This is a genomic window from Intrasporangium calvum, assembly GCF_028446585.1.
GTDB classification, from domain to species: domain Bacteria; phylum Actinomycetota; class Actinomycetes; order Actinomycetales; family Dermatophilaceae; genus Intrasporangium; species Intrasporangium calvum_A.
Genome location: NZ_JAPFQL010000088.1, coordinates 1 through 15,139, shown reverse-complemented (window position 1 = coordinate 15,139; position 15,139 = coordinate 1). Strand labels below are relative to the sequence as shown.

At 71.0% G+C, this 15,139-nt stretch carries 14 protein-coding genes; 11 read left to right on the top strand and 3 right to left on the bottom strand.

Annotation, left to right across the window (positions count from 1 at the left end):
• From OO014_RS16520 to OO014_RS16495, 6 genes are all read left to right on the top strand, one after another.
• On the top strand, positions 1-909 hold a 909-nt coding region (locus tag OO014_RS16520), incomplete at its 5' end, for a branched-chain amino acid ABC transporter permease (protein WP_272463423.1).
• On the top strand, positions 906-1,925 hold the full coding sequence (locus OO014_RS16515; protein WP_272463422.1) for a branched-chain amino acid ABC transporter permease: 1,020 nt from the start codon (positions 906-908) through the stop codon (positions 1,923-1,925). The genes OO014_RS16520 and OO014_RS16515, both read left to right, overlap by 4 nt.
• A 98-nt stretch (positions 1,926-2,023) precedes the next feature.
• Positions 2,024-2,320 carry an Asp-tRNA(Asn)/Glu-tRNA(Gln) amidotransferase subunit GatC gene (gene gatC, locus OO014_RS16510; protein ID WP_272463421.1) on the top strand — a complete coding sequence of 99 codons (297 nt, stop codon included), beginning with the start codon at positions 2,024-2,026 and terminating at the stop codon, positions 2,318-2,320.
• 149 nt (positions 2,321-2,469) lie between these two features.
• Positions 2,470-3,996, top strand: a complete 1,527-nt coding sequence (gene gatA, locus OO014_RS16505; protein ID WP_272463420.1) for an Asp-tRNA(Asn)/Glu-tRNA(Gln) amidotransferase subunit GatA — start codon at positions 2,470-2,472, stop codon at positions 3,994-3,996.
• A 1-nt stretch (position 3,997) separates the two neighbouring features.
• Positions 3,998-5,563: an Asp-tRNA(Asn)/Glu-tRNA(Gln) amidotransferase subunit GatB gene (gene gatB, locus OO014_RS16500; RefSeq protein ID WP_272463419.1), complete on the top strand. Its 1,566-nt coding sequence runs from the start codon at positions 3,998-4,000 to the stop codon at positions 5,561-5,563.
• Between the two features lie 95 nt (positions 5,564-5,658).
• Positions 5,659-7,197 (top strand): glyceraldehyde-3-phosphate dehydrogenase, encoded by a 1,539-nt coding sequence (locus OO014_RS16495; protein WP_272463418.1) that lies wholly within the window; start codon positions 5,659-5,661, stop codon positions 7,195-7,197.
• A 149-nt stretch (positions 7,198-7,346) separates the two neighbouring features.
• On the opposite strand, the gene OO014_RS16490 is transcribed toward OO014_RS16495, so the two are convergent.
• From OO014_RS16490 to OO014_RS16480, 3 genes are all read right to left on the bottom strand, one after another.
• The gene (locus OO014_RS16490; RefSeq protein ID WP_272463417.1) at positions 7,347-8,045 is read right to left on the bottom strand and encodes a DUF937 domain-containing protein; all 699 of its coding nucleotides are present in this window, start codon (positions 8,043-8,045) and stop codon (positions 7,347-7,349) included.
• A gap of 76 nt (positions 8,046-8,121) precedes the next feature.
• Positions 8,122-9,294, bottom strand: a complete 1,173-nt coding sequence (locus OO014_RS16485) for a PQQ-dependent sugar dehydrogenase (RefSeq protein ID WP_272463416.1) — start codon at positions 9,292-9,294, stop codon at positions 8,122-8,124.
• 30 nt (positions 9,295-9,324) lie between these two features.
• Entirely contained in the window at positions 9,325-9,996 is a 672-nt protein-coding gene (locus OO014_RS16480) for an MOSC domain-containing protein (RefSeq protein ID WP_272463415.1), read from the bottom strand.
• 43 nt (positions 9,997-10,039) lie between these two features.
• Between OO014_RS16480 and OO014_RS16475 the strand changes: the two genes are divergently transcribed.
• From OO014_RS16475 to ilvD, 5 genes are all read left to right on the top strand, one after another.
• A complete protein-coding gene (locus OO014_RS16475; protein ID WP_272463414.1) occupies positions 10,040-10,987 on the top strand; it encodes a 2-hydroxyacid dehydrogenase in 948 nt (315 codons plus the stop codon).
• 83 nt (positions 10,988-11,070) lie between these two features.
• Complete coding sequence (locus OO014_RS16470; RefSeq protein WP_272463413.1) at positions 11,071-12,150, top strand: WD40/YVTN/BNR-like repeat-containing protein; 1,080 nt, start codon at positions 11,071-11,073, stop codon at positions 12,148-12,150.
• A 32-nt stretch (positions 12,151-12,182) separates the two neighbouring features.
• Positions 12,183-12,476 carry a MoaD/ThiS family protein gene (locus OO014_RS16465; protein ID WP_272463412.1) on the top strand — a complete coding sequence of 98 codons (294 nt, stop codon included), beginning with the start codon at positions 12,183-12,185 and terminating at the stop codon, positions 12,474-12,476.
• 167 nt (positions 12,477-12,643) lie between these two features.
• Positions 12,644-13,168: a SixA phosphatase family protein gene (locus OO014_RS16460; protein ID WP_272463411.1), complete on the top strand. Its 525-nt coding sequence runs from the start codon at positions 12,644-12,646 to the stop codon at positions 13,166-13,168.
• A gap of 230 nt (positions 13,169-13,398) precedes the next feature.
• Positions 13,399-15,099 (top strand): dihydroxy-acid dehydratase, encoded by a 1,701-nt coding sequence (ilvD, locus tag OO014_RS16455; RefSeq protein WP_272463410.1) that lies wholly within the window; start codon positions 13,399-13,401, stop codon positions 15,097-15,099.
• Positions 15,100-15,139 lie beyond the last annotated feature (40 nt).

The window sequence follows — 15,139 nt, the reverse complement described above, 5'->3', positions numbered from 1 at the left end:
CCGTCCTACGGCGGGACCGATGACGACGAGGTCGGCAACATGAGCGCATTCATCCAATACACCCTCCAAGGCCTCGCGGCCGGCGGCTTCTACGCCGTCTCCGCGCTCGGCCTGGCCGTGATCTTCGGCGTCCTCGGCGTCGTCAACTTCTCGCACGGCGCCGTCTACATGCTCGGTGCCGTCCTCTCCGCCGTCCTCCTCGCGGAGTTCAACGTCAACTTCTGGCTCGCCCTCGTCCTCGTGCCGATCATCATGTTCGGCTTCGGAGTGCTCATGGAGCGGGCCCTGGTGCGCTGGCTGCTCCAGCTCGACCCGCTCTACAACTTCCTGCTCACCTTCGGACTGACGCTCGTGCTCGTCGAGGCGGTCAAGCAGCGTTACGGCGTCTCCGGACTGCCGTACCAGACCCCGCCGGGTCTCGGGGGGCAGGTCACCATCGGCAGCGTGAGCCTGCCGACCTACGCGATCTTCGCCTGTCTCTTCGCCGTGGCGGTCTGCGCCGGGGTGGGCCTGCTGCTCACCCGCACCCGCATCGGCATGATCGTCCGGGCGGCGACGGAGAACCCCGAGCGCACCCGCGCCCTCGGCATCAACGTCGGCCGATGGGTCACCCCTGTCTTCGGCTTCGGCATCGCCCTGGCCGGGCTCGCCGGTGTCCTCGCCGCCCCGAGCCGCGCCATCACGGCCGAGATGGGCAGCAACTTCATCATCATCCTGTTCGCCGTGGTCGTCATCGGAGGGCTGGGTTCGATCCTCGGGGCCGTCGTCGCCGGCTTCCTCGTCGGGCTCGTCGAGGCCTACGGGGTCGCCTACGCACCGGCCTACGCCCAGATCGTCATCTTCATCCTGATGGCGCTCGTTGTCCTCGTCCGGCCCGCAGGGCTCTTCGGACGGGAGGAGATCGCATGACCGACCAGCAGCTCACCGCGAGGACCGACGTCGACCTCGCCCAGCCCTCGATCCTGTCGCGTCGCAGCCCGTGGCGCTACGTGATGCTCCTCGCGGGGCTGGCCGTCCTCGTGATCCTGCCCTACCAGATCTACCCGCCGGTCGCCATGGACATCCTCTGCTGGGGCCTCTTCGCCATCAGCATCGACCTGCTCCTCGGCTTCACCGGCCTGCTCAGCTTCGGGCATGCGGCGTTCTGGGGCGGTTCGGCCTACGCCACCGGGATCATCGCCATCGAGACCGGCTGGCCCTTCCCGCTCGCGGTCCTGGGCGGGGCCGTCTTCGCCATGGCCATCGCGGTCCCGATCGGCTACCTCTCGGTCCGTCGCACGGGCATCTACTTCGCGATGGTGACCCTCGCCTTCGCCCAGATGCTCTACTTCATCGTCAACCAGTGGCGCGACGTCACCGGTGGTGAGAACGGCCTGCAGAACATCCCGAAGAACTTCTTCGGTATCGAGTCCGTCGAGAGCGACTCCTTCTACTTCTACTACGCCGGTGCGGCGGTCATCCTCGTCGGCATCTTCATCGCCTGGCGGGTCGTCAACTCGCCGTTCGGGCGGGTGCTGACGGCGATCCGGGACAACCCGGCGCGGGCCCGGGCCCTCGGCTACGACGTCGACCGCTACAAGATCGTCGCCTTCGTCATCTCGGCCGGACTCGCGGGCCTGGCCGGTGGCGTCTTCTCGATCAGCCACAGCTTCGCCTCGCTCCAGGAGGTGGCGTGGACCACCTCCGGCAAGGTCGTGCTCATCACCGTCCTCGGCGGCATCGGCACCCTCTGGGGCGGCCTCGTCGGGGCCGGCGTCGTCGTCTCACTCGAGGACTACCTCGCCTCGGCCGGCTTCGGCGGCATCGCCATGATCACGGGCGCGATCTTCGTCCTGATCGTCCTGCTCTTCCGCCACGGCATCTGGGGCACCGCCCGCAACCTGATCCGTGAGCGGGTCATCGAGCGACGCAACCGGCCACGCTGAGGTGCGCGATCCGAGACCGCCGGGGTGTGCCCCCGGCGGTCTCCCGCCGTGTGGTCGCCGGTCGGACGCACCACGTGCGGCCCCATAGACTGGCACGCATGTCCTCCCTGTCCCGCGAAGACGTCGCCCACCTCGCCGGGCTGGCCCGCATCGACCTGTCGGACGCCGAGCTCGACAAGATGGTCGGCGAGCTCGCCGTGATCCTCGAGTCGGTGGCCAAGGTCCAGCAGGCCCCCATCGCGGACGTCGCGCCGATGTCGCACCCGATGCCGCTGACCAACGTGACCCGTCCCGACGTGGTCCGTCCCGGGCTCACCCCGGACGAGGCGCTCTCCGGCGCTCCCGAGCAGGAGCTCGGCCGGTTCGCGGTGCCGCGCATCCTCGATGAGGACTGAGCCAAGGCGGGAGGACCGGAGCGCCGATTCGGCTCGGTCCTCGGGGCGATTGCGGACTGAGCCCCGACCACCGGCACGTATGCTGCTCAGCCAGCTCAGCGGCATACGGCACCTTTTCGTGAACTTCCTTACGGACGAAGGCTACTGACGTGAACACTGACCTGACACGCGCCTCAGCGGCGGAGCTCGCGGACGCGCTGGCGAGCAAGTCGATTTCCTCGGTGGAGGTGACTCAGGCCCACCTCGACCGGATCGCGGCCGTCGACGGGCAGGTGCACGCCTACCTCCACGTCGACGCCGAGGGTGCCCTCGCGACGGCTCGCGCGATCGACGAGCGGCGCGCGGCGGGGGAGAGCCTGCCGACGCTGGCGGGCGTCCCGATCGCCGTCAAGGACGTCATGACGACCAAGGGCCTGCCGACGACGTGCGGCAGCCGGATGCTCGAGGGCTGGATCCCGCCGTACGACGCGACCGTGGTGCGCCACATCAAGGCCGCCGGGATGCCGATCCTCGGCAAGACCAACATGGACGAGTTCGCGATGGGCTCCTCGACCGAGCACTCGGCCTACGGACCGTCGCGCAACCCGTGGGACCTCGAGCGGATCCCGGGCGGCTCCGGTGGCGGTTCGAGCGCTGTGATCGCCTCGTTCCAGGCGCCGCTCGCGACCGGCACCGACACCGGCGGCTCGATCCGCCAGCCGGCCGCCGTAACGGGCACGGTCGGCACCAAGCCGACCTACGGCGGCGTCTCCCGCTACGGCCTCGTGGCCCTGGCCAGCTCGCTCGACCAGGCCGGCCCGTGCGCCCGCACGGTCCTCGACACCGCGCTGCTCCACGAGGTGATGGGTGGGCACGACCCGCTCGACTCGACCTCCATCGACGCCCCGGTGCCGCCGGTGGTCGAGGCTGCCCGGCGCGCCGACGTGGCGGGAATGCGCATCGGCGTCGTCAAGGAGCTCGGCGGCGAGGGCTACCAGCCCGGCGTCCGCGCGCGCTTCGACGAGGCCGTGGCGCTGCTCGTCGAGCGGGGCGCCGAGGTCGTCGAGGTCAGCTGCCCCAACTTCGACTACGCCCTCGCGGCCTACTACCTCATCCTGCCGAGCGAGGCCTCGAGCAACCTCGCGAAGTTCGACGCGATGCGCTACGGCATGCGGGTCCTGCCCGAGGGCATCGACGCCCCCACCGCCGAGCAGGTGATGGCGGCCACCCGCGACGCCGGCTTCGGCGACGAGGTCAAGCGCCGCATCATCCTCGGCACCTACGCCCTGAGCTCCGGCTACTACGACGCCTACTACGGCTCCGCGCAGAAGGTCCGCACGCTCATCGCGCAGGACTTCGCGCGCGCCTACGAGAAGGTCGACGTCCTCGTCAGCCCGACGGCGCCGACGACCGCCTTCAAGCTCGGCGACAAGCTCGACGACCCGATGGCGATGTACCTCAACGACATCGCGACGATCCCCGCCAACCTCGCCGGGGTCCCCGGGATGTCGGTCCCGTCCGGTGTCGCCGACGAGGACGGGCTGCCGACGGGCATCCAGATCCTCGCACCTGCGACCAAGGACGAGCGCCTCTACAGCGTCGGTGCCGCGCTCGAGCAGGCGCTCCTCGAGCGCTGGGGTGCGCCGATCCTGTCCAGGGCCCCCGAGCTGGGCGCCGACCTCGTGAAGGGAGCCTGAGATGGCCGTGACCTCCGCCGCCGACCGCGTCCTCGACTACGACGAGGCGGTCGCGAAGTTCGACCCCGTGATGGGGCTCGAGGTCCACGTCGAGCTGCACACCGCAACGAAGATGTTCTGCGGGTGCCCGACGACGTTCGGTGCCGAGCCGAACTCCCAGGTCTGTCCGGTGTGTCTGGGGCTGCCGGGCGCGCTCCCCGTCGTCAACGAGAAGGCGGTCGAGTCGGCCGTCCGGATCGGCCTGGCGCTCAACTGCGAGATCGCCGAGTGGTGCCGCTTCGCCCGGAAGAACTACTTCTACCCGGACATGCCGAAGAACTTCCAGACGTCGCAGTACGACGAGCCGATCGCCTTCAACGGCTATCTCGACGTCGAGGTCGAGGACGGCTCCGGGGGCACCGAGATCTTCCGCGTCGAGATCGAGCGCGCCCACATGGAGGAAGACACCGGCAAGTCGCTGCACGTCGGCGGCTCGACCGGTCGCATCCATGGCGCCGAGTACTCCCTGGTCGACTACAACCGGGCGGGCATCCCCCTCATCGAGATCGTGACCAAGCCGATCGTCGGCGCGGGGGAGCGGGCTCCGGAGGTCGCCAAGGCGTACGTCTCCGCGCTCCGCGACCTGCTGCGGGCCCTCGACGTCTCCGACGTCAAGATGGAGCAGGGATCGATGCGCTGCGACGCCAACGTGTCCCTGCGGGTGCGCGCCGGCGACGACCCCAGGGGCGACGCCCAGCTCGCGGTGCCCTTCGGCACGCGCACCGAGACCAAGAACGTCAACTCGCTCCGCTCGGTCGAGCGCGCCGTCCGCTACGAGATGTCGCGCCAGGCTGCGATTCTCGACGAGGGTGGCACGATCCTGCAGGAGACCCGGCACTGGCACGAGGACACGGGCATGACGACCTCGGGCCGGGTCAAGTCCGACGCCGACGACTACCGCTACTTCCCCGAGCCGGACCTCGTGCCGGTGGCTCCGACGCGCGAGACCGTCGATGAGCTGCGCGGCACGCTGCCCGAGCCGCCCGGGCTGCGGCGCAAGCGGCTGCAGTCGGAGTGGGGCTTCAGCGACCTCGAGATGCGCGACGTCGTCAACGCGCGCGCGGTCGAGCTCATCGAGGAGACCGTGGCCGCGGGCGCGGGCGCCGCTGCTGCCAAGAAGTGGTGGCTGGGCGAGCCGTCGCGGCGCGCCAACGCCGAGGGCCAGGACCTCGTGTCGTATGCCGCTGGGCTCGGTTTCGCTCCAGCGCACGTCGCCGAGCTGGACCGTCTCGTGACGAGTGGCCGGCTCAACGACTCGATGGCCCGTCAGGTGCTCGACGGAGTCCTCGCAGGGGAGGGGACGCCGACCGAGGTCGCCGACGCTCGGGGACTCGAGCTCGTCCAGGACGACAGCGCCCTCGAGGCCGCGGTCGACCGCGTCATCGACGCGAACCCCGACATCGCGGAGAAGATCCGCGGCGGCAAGGTGCAGGCTGCCGGCGCCCTCATCGGCCAGGTCATGAAGGAGATGAAGGGTCAGGCCGACGCGGGCAAGGTGCGGGCGCTGATTCTGGCCCGTCTGAGCTGATCGTGGTGCGGTTCGGCCCGTGAGATTGGTCACGGGCCGAGCACGCCGCCGTCCGGAGCAGGTGCGCGCCGCACCTAGTCTCGGGGCTCGTGACAATGACGCACCCTGTGACCGACCCGTCGTCCGACCCGGCGCAGCCGGCCAACTCCGCCGCCGCCAGCGCGGCCGCCGTTGACGAGCACTACGAGGACTGGTCCGAGCGCCAGGCCCTCGCCGAGGCGATGATCCCGATCATCGGCCGCCTCTACCGCCAGAACAGCGTCGTGACGTCGATCTACGGCCGCGGCCTGATCAACGAGAACGCGATCCACCTCATCAAGGCGCACCGTTTCGCGCGCCGCGTCGACGCGGTGGAGCTCGACCTGCAGGACACCCTGCCGATGATCCAGGCGCTCGCTGCGGCCGACCCGGGCGCGGCCTCCGTGGACCTCGGCCGGCTCACCCGCAAGTACCAGGAGGAGGGCGACGGCGCCGACCTCACCGAGTGGGTGCGCGCTGAGCTCGGCGAGGTCGCCGGCCGGAAGGGCTCGACCGGTCGTGAGGACGGCGACGGTGGCCGTCGCGGCACCGACGTGGTGCTCTACGGCTTCGGGCGGATCGGCCGGCTGCTGGCCCGCATCCTCATCGACCACGCCGGCAAGGGTGACGGCCTCAACCTGCGCGCGATCGTGGTCCGCAAGGGCAGCGACAACGACCTGATGAAGCGGGCCAGCCTGCTGCGTCGGGACTCGGTCCACGGCTCCTTCCAGGGCACCATCGCCGTCGACGAGGAGCAGAACACCATCCTCGCCAACGGCACGCTGATCCAGGTCATCTACTCCGACGACCCGGCGAGCGTCGACTACACCGCCTACGGCATCGAGGACGCGATCGTCGTCGACAACACCGGCCGCTGGCGCGACCGCGACGGTCTGGCCCAGCACCTCTCCTGCCCGGGAGTGGCCCGGGTGCTGCTCACCGCGCCGGGCAAGGGCGACCTGCCCAACATCGTCGCGGGCATCAACGAGGACATGATCACCTCGACCGAGTCGGGGGACGAGCCGATCCTCTCCGCCGCGTCCTGCACGACGAACGCCATCGTCCCGGTGCTCAAGGCCGTCAACGACGAGTTCGGCATCATCGGCGGTCACGTCGAGACGGTCCACTCGTTCACCAACGACCAGAACCTCATCGACAACTTCCACAAGGGGGAGCGCCGGGGTCGTTCGGCTGCCCTCAACATGGTGCTCACCGAGACGGGTGCGGCCAAGGCCGTGGCGAAGGCGCTGCCCGAGCTGGCCGGCAAGCTGACGGGCAACTCGATCCGCGTCCCCACGCCCGATGTGTCGATGGCGATCCTCAACCTGACGCTCGAGCGGCCGACGACGCCGGAGGAGATCAACGGCTACCTGCGGCGCACCGCGCTGCACTCGGCGCTGCACAAGCAGATCGACTACATCGACAGCCCCGAGGTCGTCTCGACGGACTTCGTCGGTTCGCAGTACGCCGGCATCGTCGACGGCCGCGCGACGATCACGGCGGACAACAGGGTCGTTCTCTACGTCTGGTACGACAACGAGTTCGGCTACAGCTGCCAGGTCGTGCGCGTCCTCGAGACGATGGCCAAGGTCCACCCGCCGGCCTTCCCCCGCTGACCCCGAGCCGACCTCACGCCGGGCCCGGCCCCTCCCGGACTCACCCGCAACACGCCCCGCACCTCAGTGCTCGTCCCTGCTGCAGCAGGGGTGACCGCCGAGGTGCGGGGCGTGTTGCGTTGCAGGTGGTGGTGGGGCGTCCGAACCGGTCAGCGGCGGCGGCCGGCTCCGAGGAGGTCGCCGAGGATCCCACCGAGGACGTCGCCCCGCCCGGAGCCGCCGAGGATGCCGCCCAGGATGTCGGTGATCGGGTTGGAGCCCGACTCCGGTGCCTGCGCACCGCCGCCCGCGCCGGTCGGAGCCTGGGTCGGCCCGCTCTGCGCACCCTGCCCGCCCGGGAAGAGCGGGCCGTCGTCGATCCGGGTCTGGCTCGGGGCGGGGGCGCTCGGTGTGGCCCCGCCGATGAGGTCACCGAGGACGCCGCCGAGGCCGCCCTGGCCGCGCAGCTTGCCGGCGAGCCACGACAGGACGATGGGGGCGAGGATCGGCAGCAGCTTCTTGACCAGGTCGCCGCCGACCCCGCCCACGCCGGCTGCACCGGCGCCACTCGCCCCGCTCAGCCGACCCATCACCTGGTCCGTGTTGTCGCCGAAGATGTTGCCGACGATCTTGGCGCCGTCGGCGGTGTCGACCTGACCGAGGTCGCGTGGCATGTCACGGTCGTGCTCACCGAGGGCCCGCGCGAGGGAAGCGGCGCCGGCGGGGTCCTCGGCGTTGGCCTGCAGGCCACCGAGGAGCGCGGGCAGGGCCTGCTCGGCCGCCTGGCGGATGTCCTCCTCGTCCACACCGAACTCCCCGGCGAGCTGCTGGACCGGGATCTGAGCGAGGATCTCGTCATACTGCGACATGCTGCCTCCTAGCCGGGCAGCGCCAGGTGCGCTGCTCTCCCTCGAACCCTAGCCACCCCGGGGCCGGCGTTCGGGCTCAGCCGACCCCCGCGTCCGCGAGGGGCAGGGAGACGAGCCGGTCGTCGGAGCCGTTGCTCGTCGTCAGCCAGACCCGGCCCGCGACGAACTGGACGTCCCGGATCCGGCCGTAGGTGCCCTCGAGCAGCCGCTCGGCCCTTCCGGCACTCCCGTCGGCATCGATCGGGACCCGCCAGAGCGACTGGCCGCGCAGGGCAGCCATGTAGACGGCGCCGTCGGGGCCCACGGCGATGCCGCTCGGCGACATGTCGGCGGTCGGCCACTGGACGACAGGGTCGACGAAGTCCGGGTCGCCCGCCTTGCCCTCGACCTCGGGCCAGCCGTAGTTCGAGCCAGCCTTGATGAGGTTGAGCTCGTCCCACGTCTGCGCGCCGAACTCGCTCGCCCACATCCGGCCCGTGCTGTCCCAGGCGAGGCCCTGCACGTTGCGGTGGCCGTGGGTCCAGATCGGTGAGCCGCCGAAGGGATTGCCGGGGGCGGGGTCGCCCTCGGGCGTGATCCGCAGGATCTTGCCGCCGAGGGACTGGCGGTTCTGGGAGAGCGAGGTGTCACCGGCCTCGCCGGTGCCGACGTAGAGGTAGCCATCGGGTCCGAAGGCGATCCGACCGCCGTTGTGGTTGTGGCCCCGAGGGATCCCGTCGAAGACGACCTTCGGCTCGCCGAGGCGGTCGCCGAGCCACGGCACGGCGGCGATCCGGTTGTCGCTGTCCGTCGAGTAGTACGCGTAGACGACGGGGTTGTCGTCGAAGTCCTCGGGCACGGCGAGCCCGAGGAGGCCGCCCTCGCCGCTCGTCCGCTCGATCGGGAGCTGACCGACGACGCGGGGGTCACCGCCGGCTCCCGGCGCGGGCACGTGGTGGACGTCCCCGGTGTCGCGCTCGCTGACGAGGGCCGAGCCGTCTGGCAGCACCGCGATCGACCAGGCCACCTCGAGCCCCCTCAGCAGGACCCGGGCAGGGCCCGTCTCGGCAGGGGTCGGCGTGCGTGCGGCGGTCGGGGAGCCCGGGTTCGTCGCCCTCGGCTGGCTGGTCGTCGTGTCCGGTGCGGGAGCCGTGGCGGCGGGGGTGCTGCTTCCGTCCGAAGCCTCGCCTGTGCAGGCGCCGAGCGCCAGCAGCGGGGCAGCCAGACCGATGACGAGCCGACGGACGGTCAGACGGGGACGGGGCGGCATGCCTCATTCTGAGGCATCGGCCCCTCGGTCCTACCGGCTGCGCCGGGCCACCTTGTCGGCGAGCCAGGCGTGCTCGTCCGGGTGCAGCACCCGGGCCCCGAGGACGCGCGCGGCGGCCTCGGGGTCGCCCATCGCAGCCCGGAAGCTGAGCAGCAGGTCGATGTCGTGGTCCGGGCGCTCCACCTCCACCTCGACGCCAGGCGTGATCGCGCCGGGCGTCACGACGGACAGGTAGGCGCCGGTGCGGCCCTCGTCCGCGAACTTCTTGACCCAGCCGCGGACGCCCATGTGCCCGGCGAAGGTGGCGCACGGGATCCGAGGAACCTCCACGCGCAGCACGACGTCGCCGAGGCGCCAGACCTCGCCGATCCGGGCGTGGGTCGTGTCGATGCCGACCGTCGTGAGGTTCTCGCCAAAGGTCCCCGGCGGGATCGGCCGGCCGAGCTGCTCCTCCCACCACTGCTGGTCCTCCCGGGCATAGGCGTAGACCGCCTGCCGGGAGCCGCCGTGATGGCGTGCGTCGCCGATGTCGTCGCCGACGACGCCGGAGCCGAGCCCGCCGCGTTTGGGGCCGGGGTCGCGGATCTCGACGAGGCTCCCCGCAGGCACCGGGCCCTTGTCGATGGCGGTGGTCGGGCCGCTGGCGTGCGGCTGCACGACGCCCTTGCCGAGGTTGACGGACAGGACGTGGGGTGGCTGCACCTGCCGAGCCTAACCGCGCGGTCGAGGACATAGGTTGGGGCCCATGAGCGCCGACCGTCCCGTCGTGGTGTCCGTCCCCGAGGAGTCGTATGCCGCTGGGCTGGCTTCCGTCGAGGGCGTCCAGCCGGTCGTGTGGGACCTTTCGGCCCCCCACCCGCGCGGGGCTGAGGTCCGGCTCGCCGTCCCTCCCTACATGGGGACCTCCCCGCGACGGGAGATCCTCGAGGAGCTGCCTTCACTGGAGGTCGTCCAGCTGCTGACCGCCGGCTACGAGTCGGTGCTCGACGCGATCCCCGAGAGGGTGAGTCTCTGCAACGGGGCCGGCATCCACGACGCGAGCACGGCCGAGCTGGCGCTCGCGCTCGTCCTCGCCTCGTGCCGGGACCTGCCCCACCACGTGCGCGCCCAGGACCGGGGGGAGTGGGCCGGGCCGCGGATCTGGGGAGCGCTCGCGGACCGGCGCGTCCTCGTCGTCGGCTACGGCCAGATCGGTCGGGCGATCGTCCAGCGTCTGCTGCCCTTCGAGGTCGAGGTGACCGTCGTGGCGTCGCGGGCCCGCGCGGGGGACGACCTCGTCGACGCCGTCCACGGCATCGACGAGCTGCCCGAGCTGGCCGCCGCCTGCGACGTCCTCGTCCTCATCGTCCCGCTGTCCGCGGCGACGAGCCGGTTGGTCGACGCGGGCCTGCTCGCCCGCCTCCCTGACGGCGCCCTCGTCGTCAACGTGGCTCGTGGCGGGGTCGTCGACACGGACGCACTCGTGGCCGAGTGTGCCTCTGGTCGGCTGCGTGCTGCCCTGGACGTGACCGACCCGGAGCCCCTGCCTCGGGACCACCCGCTCTGGACCACGCCCGGCGTGCTCGTCACCCCGCACGTCGGCGGGGCGACGACGGCGATGGCGCCGCGCGCGCTGGCGCTGCTCCGGCGACAGGTCGAGGCGTTGCGAGACGGGCGCCCGCTCGACCACGTGGTCAAGCCGGCCACGCGCTGACCCCGCCGGGTCCGGACGACCACGCCCAGCGGCATACCCCTTTTCCTGTTGTCGTTGTCAGTGGCCTAGTTCACACTGTGAACATGGTTGAGACGATCGTGGCCATCGGCACTCGCAAGGGGCTCTGGATCGCCCGCAGCAGCGACCGGAGGGAGTGGTCCCTGGAGGGCCCGCACTTCCTCATGAGCGAGGTGGCCTCCGTTGCCTTCGACACTCGCGCAGGACGTCAGGGGGTCCTCGCCGGCGTCAAGTCCTGGCACTGGGGTCCGACCGTCCAGGTCAGCCGCGACGCCGGGCGGACGTGGAGCGAGAGCGCCGAGCGCGCGCTGGCCTTCCCCGGCGACACCGACACGGCGCTCGAGCGGGTCTGGCAGCTGACGCCCGACCCCAACGACGAGGAGGTCGTCTGGGCCGGTGTGGAGCCGCACGCCCTGTTCCGCAGCACCGACCGGGGCGAGAGCTTCGAGCTGGTCCGCGGCCTGTGGGACCACCCGCACCGGCCGCAGTGGGAGCCCGGCTTCGGCGGCGGGGCCGTCCACACGATCGTGCCGGAGCCCGGTGCGCCCGAGCGCATGCTCGTCGCGATGAGCGCCGGTGGGGTCTACCGGTCTGCCGACGCCGGTGCCAGCTGGGAGCCGAGCAACCCCGGGATCCGGGCCTACTTCATGCCCGACAACGAGTATCCGGAGTTCGGCCAGTGCGTCCACAAGGTCGCTCGCGGCGTGGACGGTGAGCTCTTCGCCCAGAACCACAAGGGCGTCTACCGGTCCGGCGACGGGGGAGCGACGTGGGACTCGATCGCCGACGGCCTGCCCACGGACTTCGGCTTCACGATCCTCGCGCACCCCCGGCGCCCGGGCGTCGTCTGGAACGTGCCGGTCCAGGACGACGGCGAGCGCATCCCGCCGGGCACTCAGCTCCAGCTCCAGCGCTCCGACGACTCCGGTCGGACGTGGCGGCAGCAGGCCCAGGGACTGCCCGACCACAGCTACACGTGTGTCCTGCGCGACGCCGCCGCGCTCGACGCCGGTGACCCGGTCGGGATCTACGTCGGCACGCGCAACGGCGACGTCTTCGCCTCGGCCGACGAGGGCGAGTCCTTCACCCGTATCGCGACCCAGCTGCCTGACGTCCTCGTCGTGCGCGCGGCGCAGGTCGGTTGAGTCACGGCGATGGCTGGGACACAGGGTTTCCGATGAGCACCACGACCACTCGCGTCATCCTGCCCGGACTGCTGCGCGACCTGGTCGGGGGGCTCCCCGAGATCGAGGTCGCCGGGTCAGCGGGCTGGACGGTTGGCGCCCTGCTCGACGAGGCGTTCCGGGAGCACCGGATCCTCGACGGCAAGGTCCGGGACGAGCGCGGCGTGCTGCGGCCGCACGTCAAGGTCTTCGTCAACGGCGAGGACGTCTCCCGCGGGGCCGGGCTGGCCACGGCGGTCCCCGCCGGGGCACGCGTCCACATCATCAACGCGGTCTCCGGCGGCTGACCCGTAGGCCCCGGTCAATCGAAAGAGCACTTCACGACAGGGTCGCTGTCGCAAACTGCTCTTTCGATCGGAGTGGGGTGTTGCGAACGTCCCGAGGCGCACGCGGATGTGGCGTGTCTCGCGCCACGGGGCTGACAACGCACCTGCGTGAGGGGCATGCTCGGAGCATGAGCAGCGCAGCGAGAGAGAAGACCCTCATCCTCATGCGTCACGCGAAGGCCGAGGACGGCGGCGGCAAGCCGGACCACGACCGCGAGCTCATCGCCCGGGGAAGGCGGGACGCGGCCGCGGCTGGCGCGTGGCTCAAGGAACAGGGGCTGGTTCCCGACCTCGTCATCTGCTCGACCGCCGTGCGGACCCGCCAGACCTGGGACGCCGCGTGCAAGGGCGGTGCGCACACCGAGTTCGTCGAGTACCGCAAGAGCGTCTACACGGGCGGGGTCGAGCAGACGCTCGAGACCATCAGGGAGGACTCCGGTGAAACGGCCTCGGTGCTGGTCATCGGCCACAACCCGACGATGGCCCAGCTGACGAGCATGTTGAGTGATGGCGACGGGTCGCGAGAGGCGCACGACGCGCTGGCGGCCGGTTTCGCGACGAACGGGGTCGCGGTCCTGCGCTATGCCGGCGACTGGGCCGACCTCGACTGGGGCAGTTGCGAGCTGCAGCGCTTCCACGTCAGCCGCGGCTGACCCTGCACCCAACTCGAGTGGCCCCGGTCTGCACAGGGCCACGGAACTCGAGTGGCCCCGGTCTGCACAGGGCCCCCGGAACTCGAGTGGCCCCGGTCTGCACACCCACCTGTGGATCTCGGGGCCACTCGAGTGGGGCGGGAGGGAGCCGGGAGCGGGAGCCATCCCAGCGGCATACGGAATCTGAGATGGCGTGTCCACGCGTTGGACGCCGTTCTATGCTGAGGCGCATGACCCAGACCCCTGACATGAAGCCCCGTAGCCGCGACGTCACCGACGGACTCGAGAAGGCCGCCGCCAGGGGAATGCTCAGGGCCGTAGGCCTCGGCGACGACGACTTCGCCAAGCCGCAGATCGGGATCGCGAGCTCGTGGAACGAGATCACGCCGTGCAACCTGTCGCTCGACCGGCTCGCCAAGGCGGCCAAGGACGGCGTCCACGCCGGTGGCGGCTACCCGCTCGAGTTCGGCACCATCTCCGTCTCCGACGGCATCTCCATGGGGCACGAGGGGATGCACTTCTCGCTCGTCTCCCGCGAGATCATCGCGGACTCCGTCGAGACGGTGATGAACGCCGAGCGCCTCGACGGCTCAGTGCTGCTCGCCGGCTGTGACAAGTCCCTGCCCGGCATGCTCATGGCAGCGGCGCGCCTCGACCTCGCCTCCGTCTTCCTCTACGCCGGCACGATCCTGCCCGGCGTCGCCAAGCTCTCCGACGGCACGGAGAAGGAGGTCACGATCATCGACGCCTTCGAGGCGGTCGGCGCCTGCAACGCCGGGCTCATGTCGCGCGAGGACGTCGACGCCATCGAGCGCGCGATCTGCCCCGGCGAGGGCGCCTGCGGCGGGTTCTACACCGCCAACACGATGGCCGCCGTCGCGGAGTCGATCGGCATGTCCATCCCGGGCTCGGCCGCGCCCCCGGCAACCGACCGCCGCCGGGACGCCTACGCCCGCAAGTCGGGGGAGGCCGTGGTCGAGCTGCTGCGCCGCGGCATCACGGCCCGGCAGATCATGACCAAGCCGGCCTTCGAGAACGCCATCGCCGTGGTCATGGCTTTCGGTGGGTCCACCAACGCCGTCCTCCACCTCCTGGCGATGGCTCACGAGGCCGAGGTCGACCTGACGATCGGCGACTTCCAGCGGATCGGCAAGAAGGTCCCGCACCTGGCGGACGTCAAGCCGTTCGGCGCCTTCGTCATGAAGGACATCGACCACATCGGCGGTATCCCCGTCGTCATGAAGACGCTTCTCGAGGCCGATCTGCTCGACGGCGACGCCCTCACGGTCACCGGCAAGACCGTGGCCGAGAACCTCGACGAGATCAAGCCGCCGCACATCGACGGCCGGGTCATTCGCGAGATGTCGCAGCCCATCCACAAGACCGGCGGGCTGACCATCCTCACCGGATCCCTCGCCCCCGAGGGTGCCGTGGTGAAGTCCGCGGGCTTCGACGAGGACGTCTTCGAGGGGACCGCTCGGGTCTTCGACGGCGAGCGCGGCGCGATGGATGCCGTGGAGCAGGGCACTCTGGGCAAGGGCGACGTCGTCGTCATCCGCTACGAGGGCCCCAAGGGCGGGCCCGGGATGCGGGAGATGCTCGCCGTCACCGGTGCGATCAAGGGCGCCGGCCTCGGCAAGGACGTCCTCCTGCTGACGGACGGCCGGTTCTCCGGCGGCACGACCGGCCTCTGCGTGGGGCACGTGGCTCCGGAAGCCGTCGACAACGGGCCGATCGCGTTCGTCCGCGACGGCGACCCGATCCGCCTCGACGTGGCCAACGGGACGCTCGACCTGCTCGTCCCGGAGGACGAGCTGGCGGCCCGCCGGGCCGAGGGCGTCACCCACCCGGAGCCGAAGTACACCCGCGGCGTCCTGGCCAAGTACCGCAAGCTGGTCGGCAGCGCGAGCCGCGGCGCCGTCTGCGACTGACCGACCCAGAGAGCCGGACCCCGAGAGCCGATCGAGAGAG

Bases quoted from the DNA above. Each gene is read 5' to 3' on its own strand.
- OO014_RS16475 (WP_272463414.1), top strand. From the start codon at position 10,040: ATGAGCGCCGACCGTCCCGTCGTGGTGTCCGTCCCCGAGGAGTCGTAT.
- OO014_RS16485 (WP_272463416.1), bottom strand. From the start codon at position 9,294: ATGCCGCCCCGTCCCCGTCTGACCGTCCGTCGGCTCGTCATCGGTCTG.
- OO014_RS16515 (WP_272463422.1), top strand. From the start codon at position 906: ATGACCGACCAGCAGCTCACCGCGAGGACCGACGTCGACCTCGCCCAG.
- gatB (WP_272463419.1), top strand. From the start codon at position 3,998: ATGGCCGTGACCTCCGCCGCCGACCGCGTCCTCGACTACGACGAGGCG.
- ilvD (WP_272463410.1), top strand. From the start codon at position 13,399: ATGACCCAGACCCCTGACATGAAGCCCCGTAGCCGCGACGTCACCGAC.
- gatC (WP_272463421.1), top strand. From the start codon at position 2,024: ATGTCCTCCCTGTCCCGCGAAGACGTCGCCCACCTCGCCGGGCTGGCC.
- OO014_RS16490 (WP_272463417.1), bottom strand. From the start codon at position 8,045: ATGTCGCAGTATGACGAGATCCTCGCTCAGATCCCGGTCCAGCAGCTC.
- OO014_RS16465 (WP_272463412.1), top strand. From the start codon at position 12,183: ATGAGCACCACGACCACTCGCGTCATCCTGCCCGGACTGCTGCGCGAC.
- OO014_RS16470 (WP_272463413.1), top strand. From the start codon at position 11,071: ATGGTTGAGACGATCGTGGCCATCGGCACTCGCAAGGGGCTCTGGATC.
- OO014_RS16460 (WP_272463411.1), top strand. From the start codon at position 12,644: ATGAGCAGCGCAGCGAGAGAGAAGACCCTCATCCTCATGCGTCACGCG.
- OO014_RS16495 (WP_272463418.1), top strand. From the start codon at position 5,659: ATGACGCACCCTGTGACCGACCCGTCGTCCGACCCGGCGCAGCCGGCC.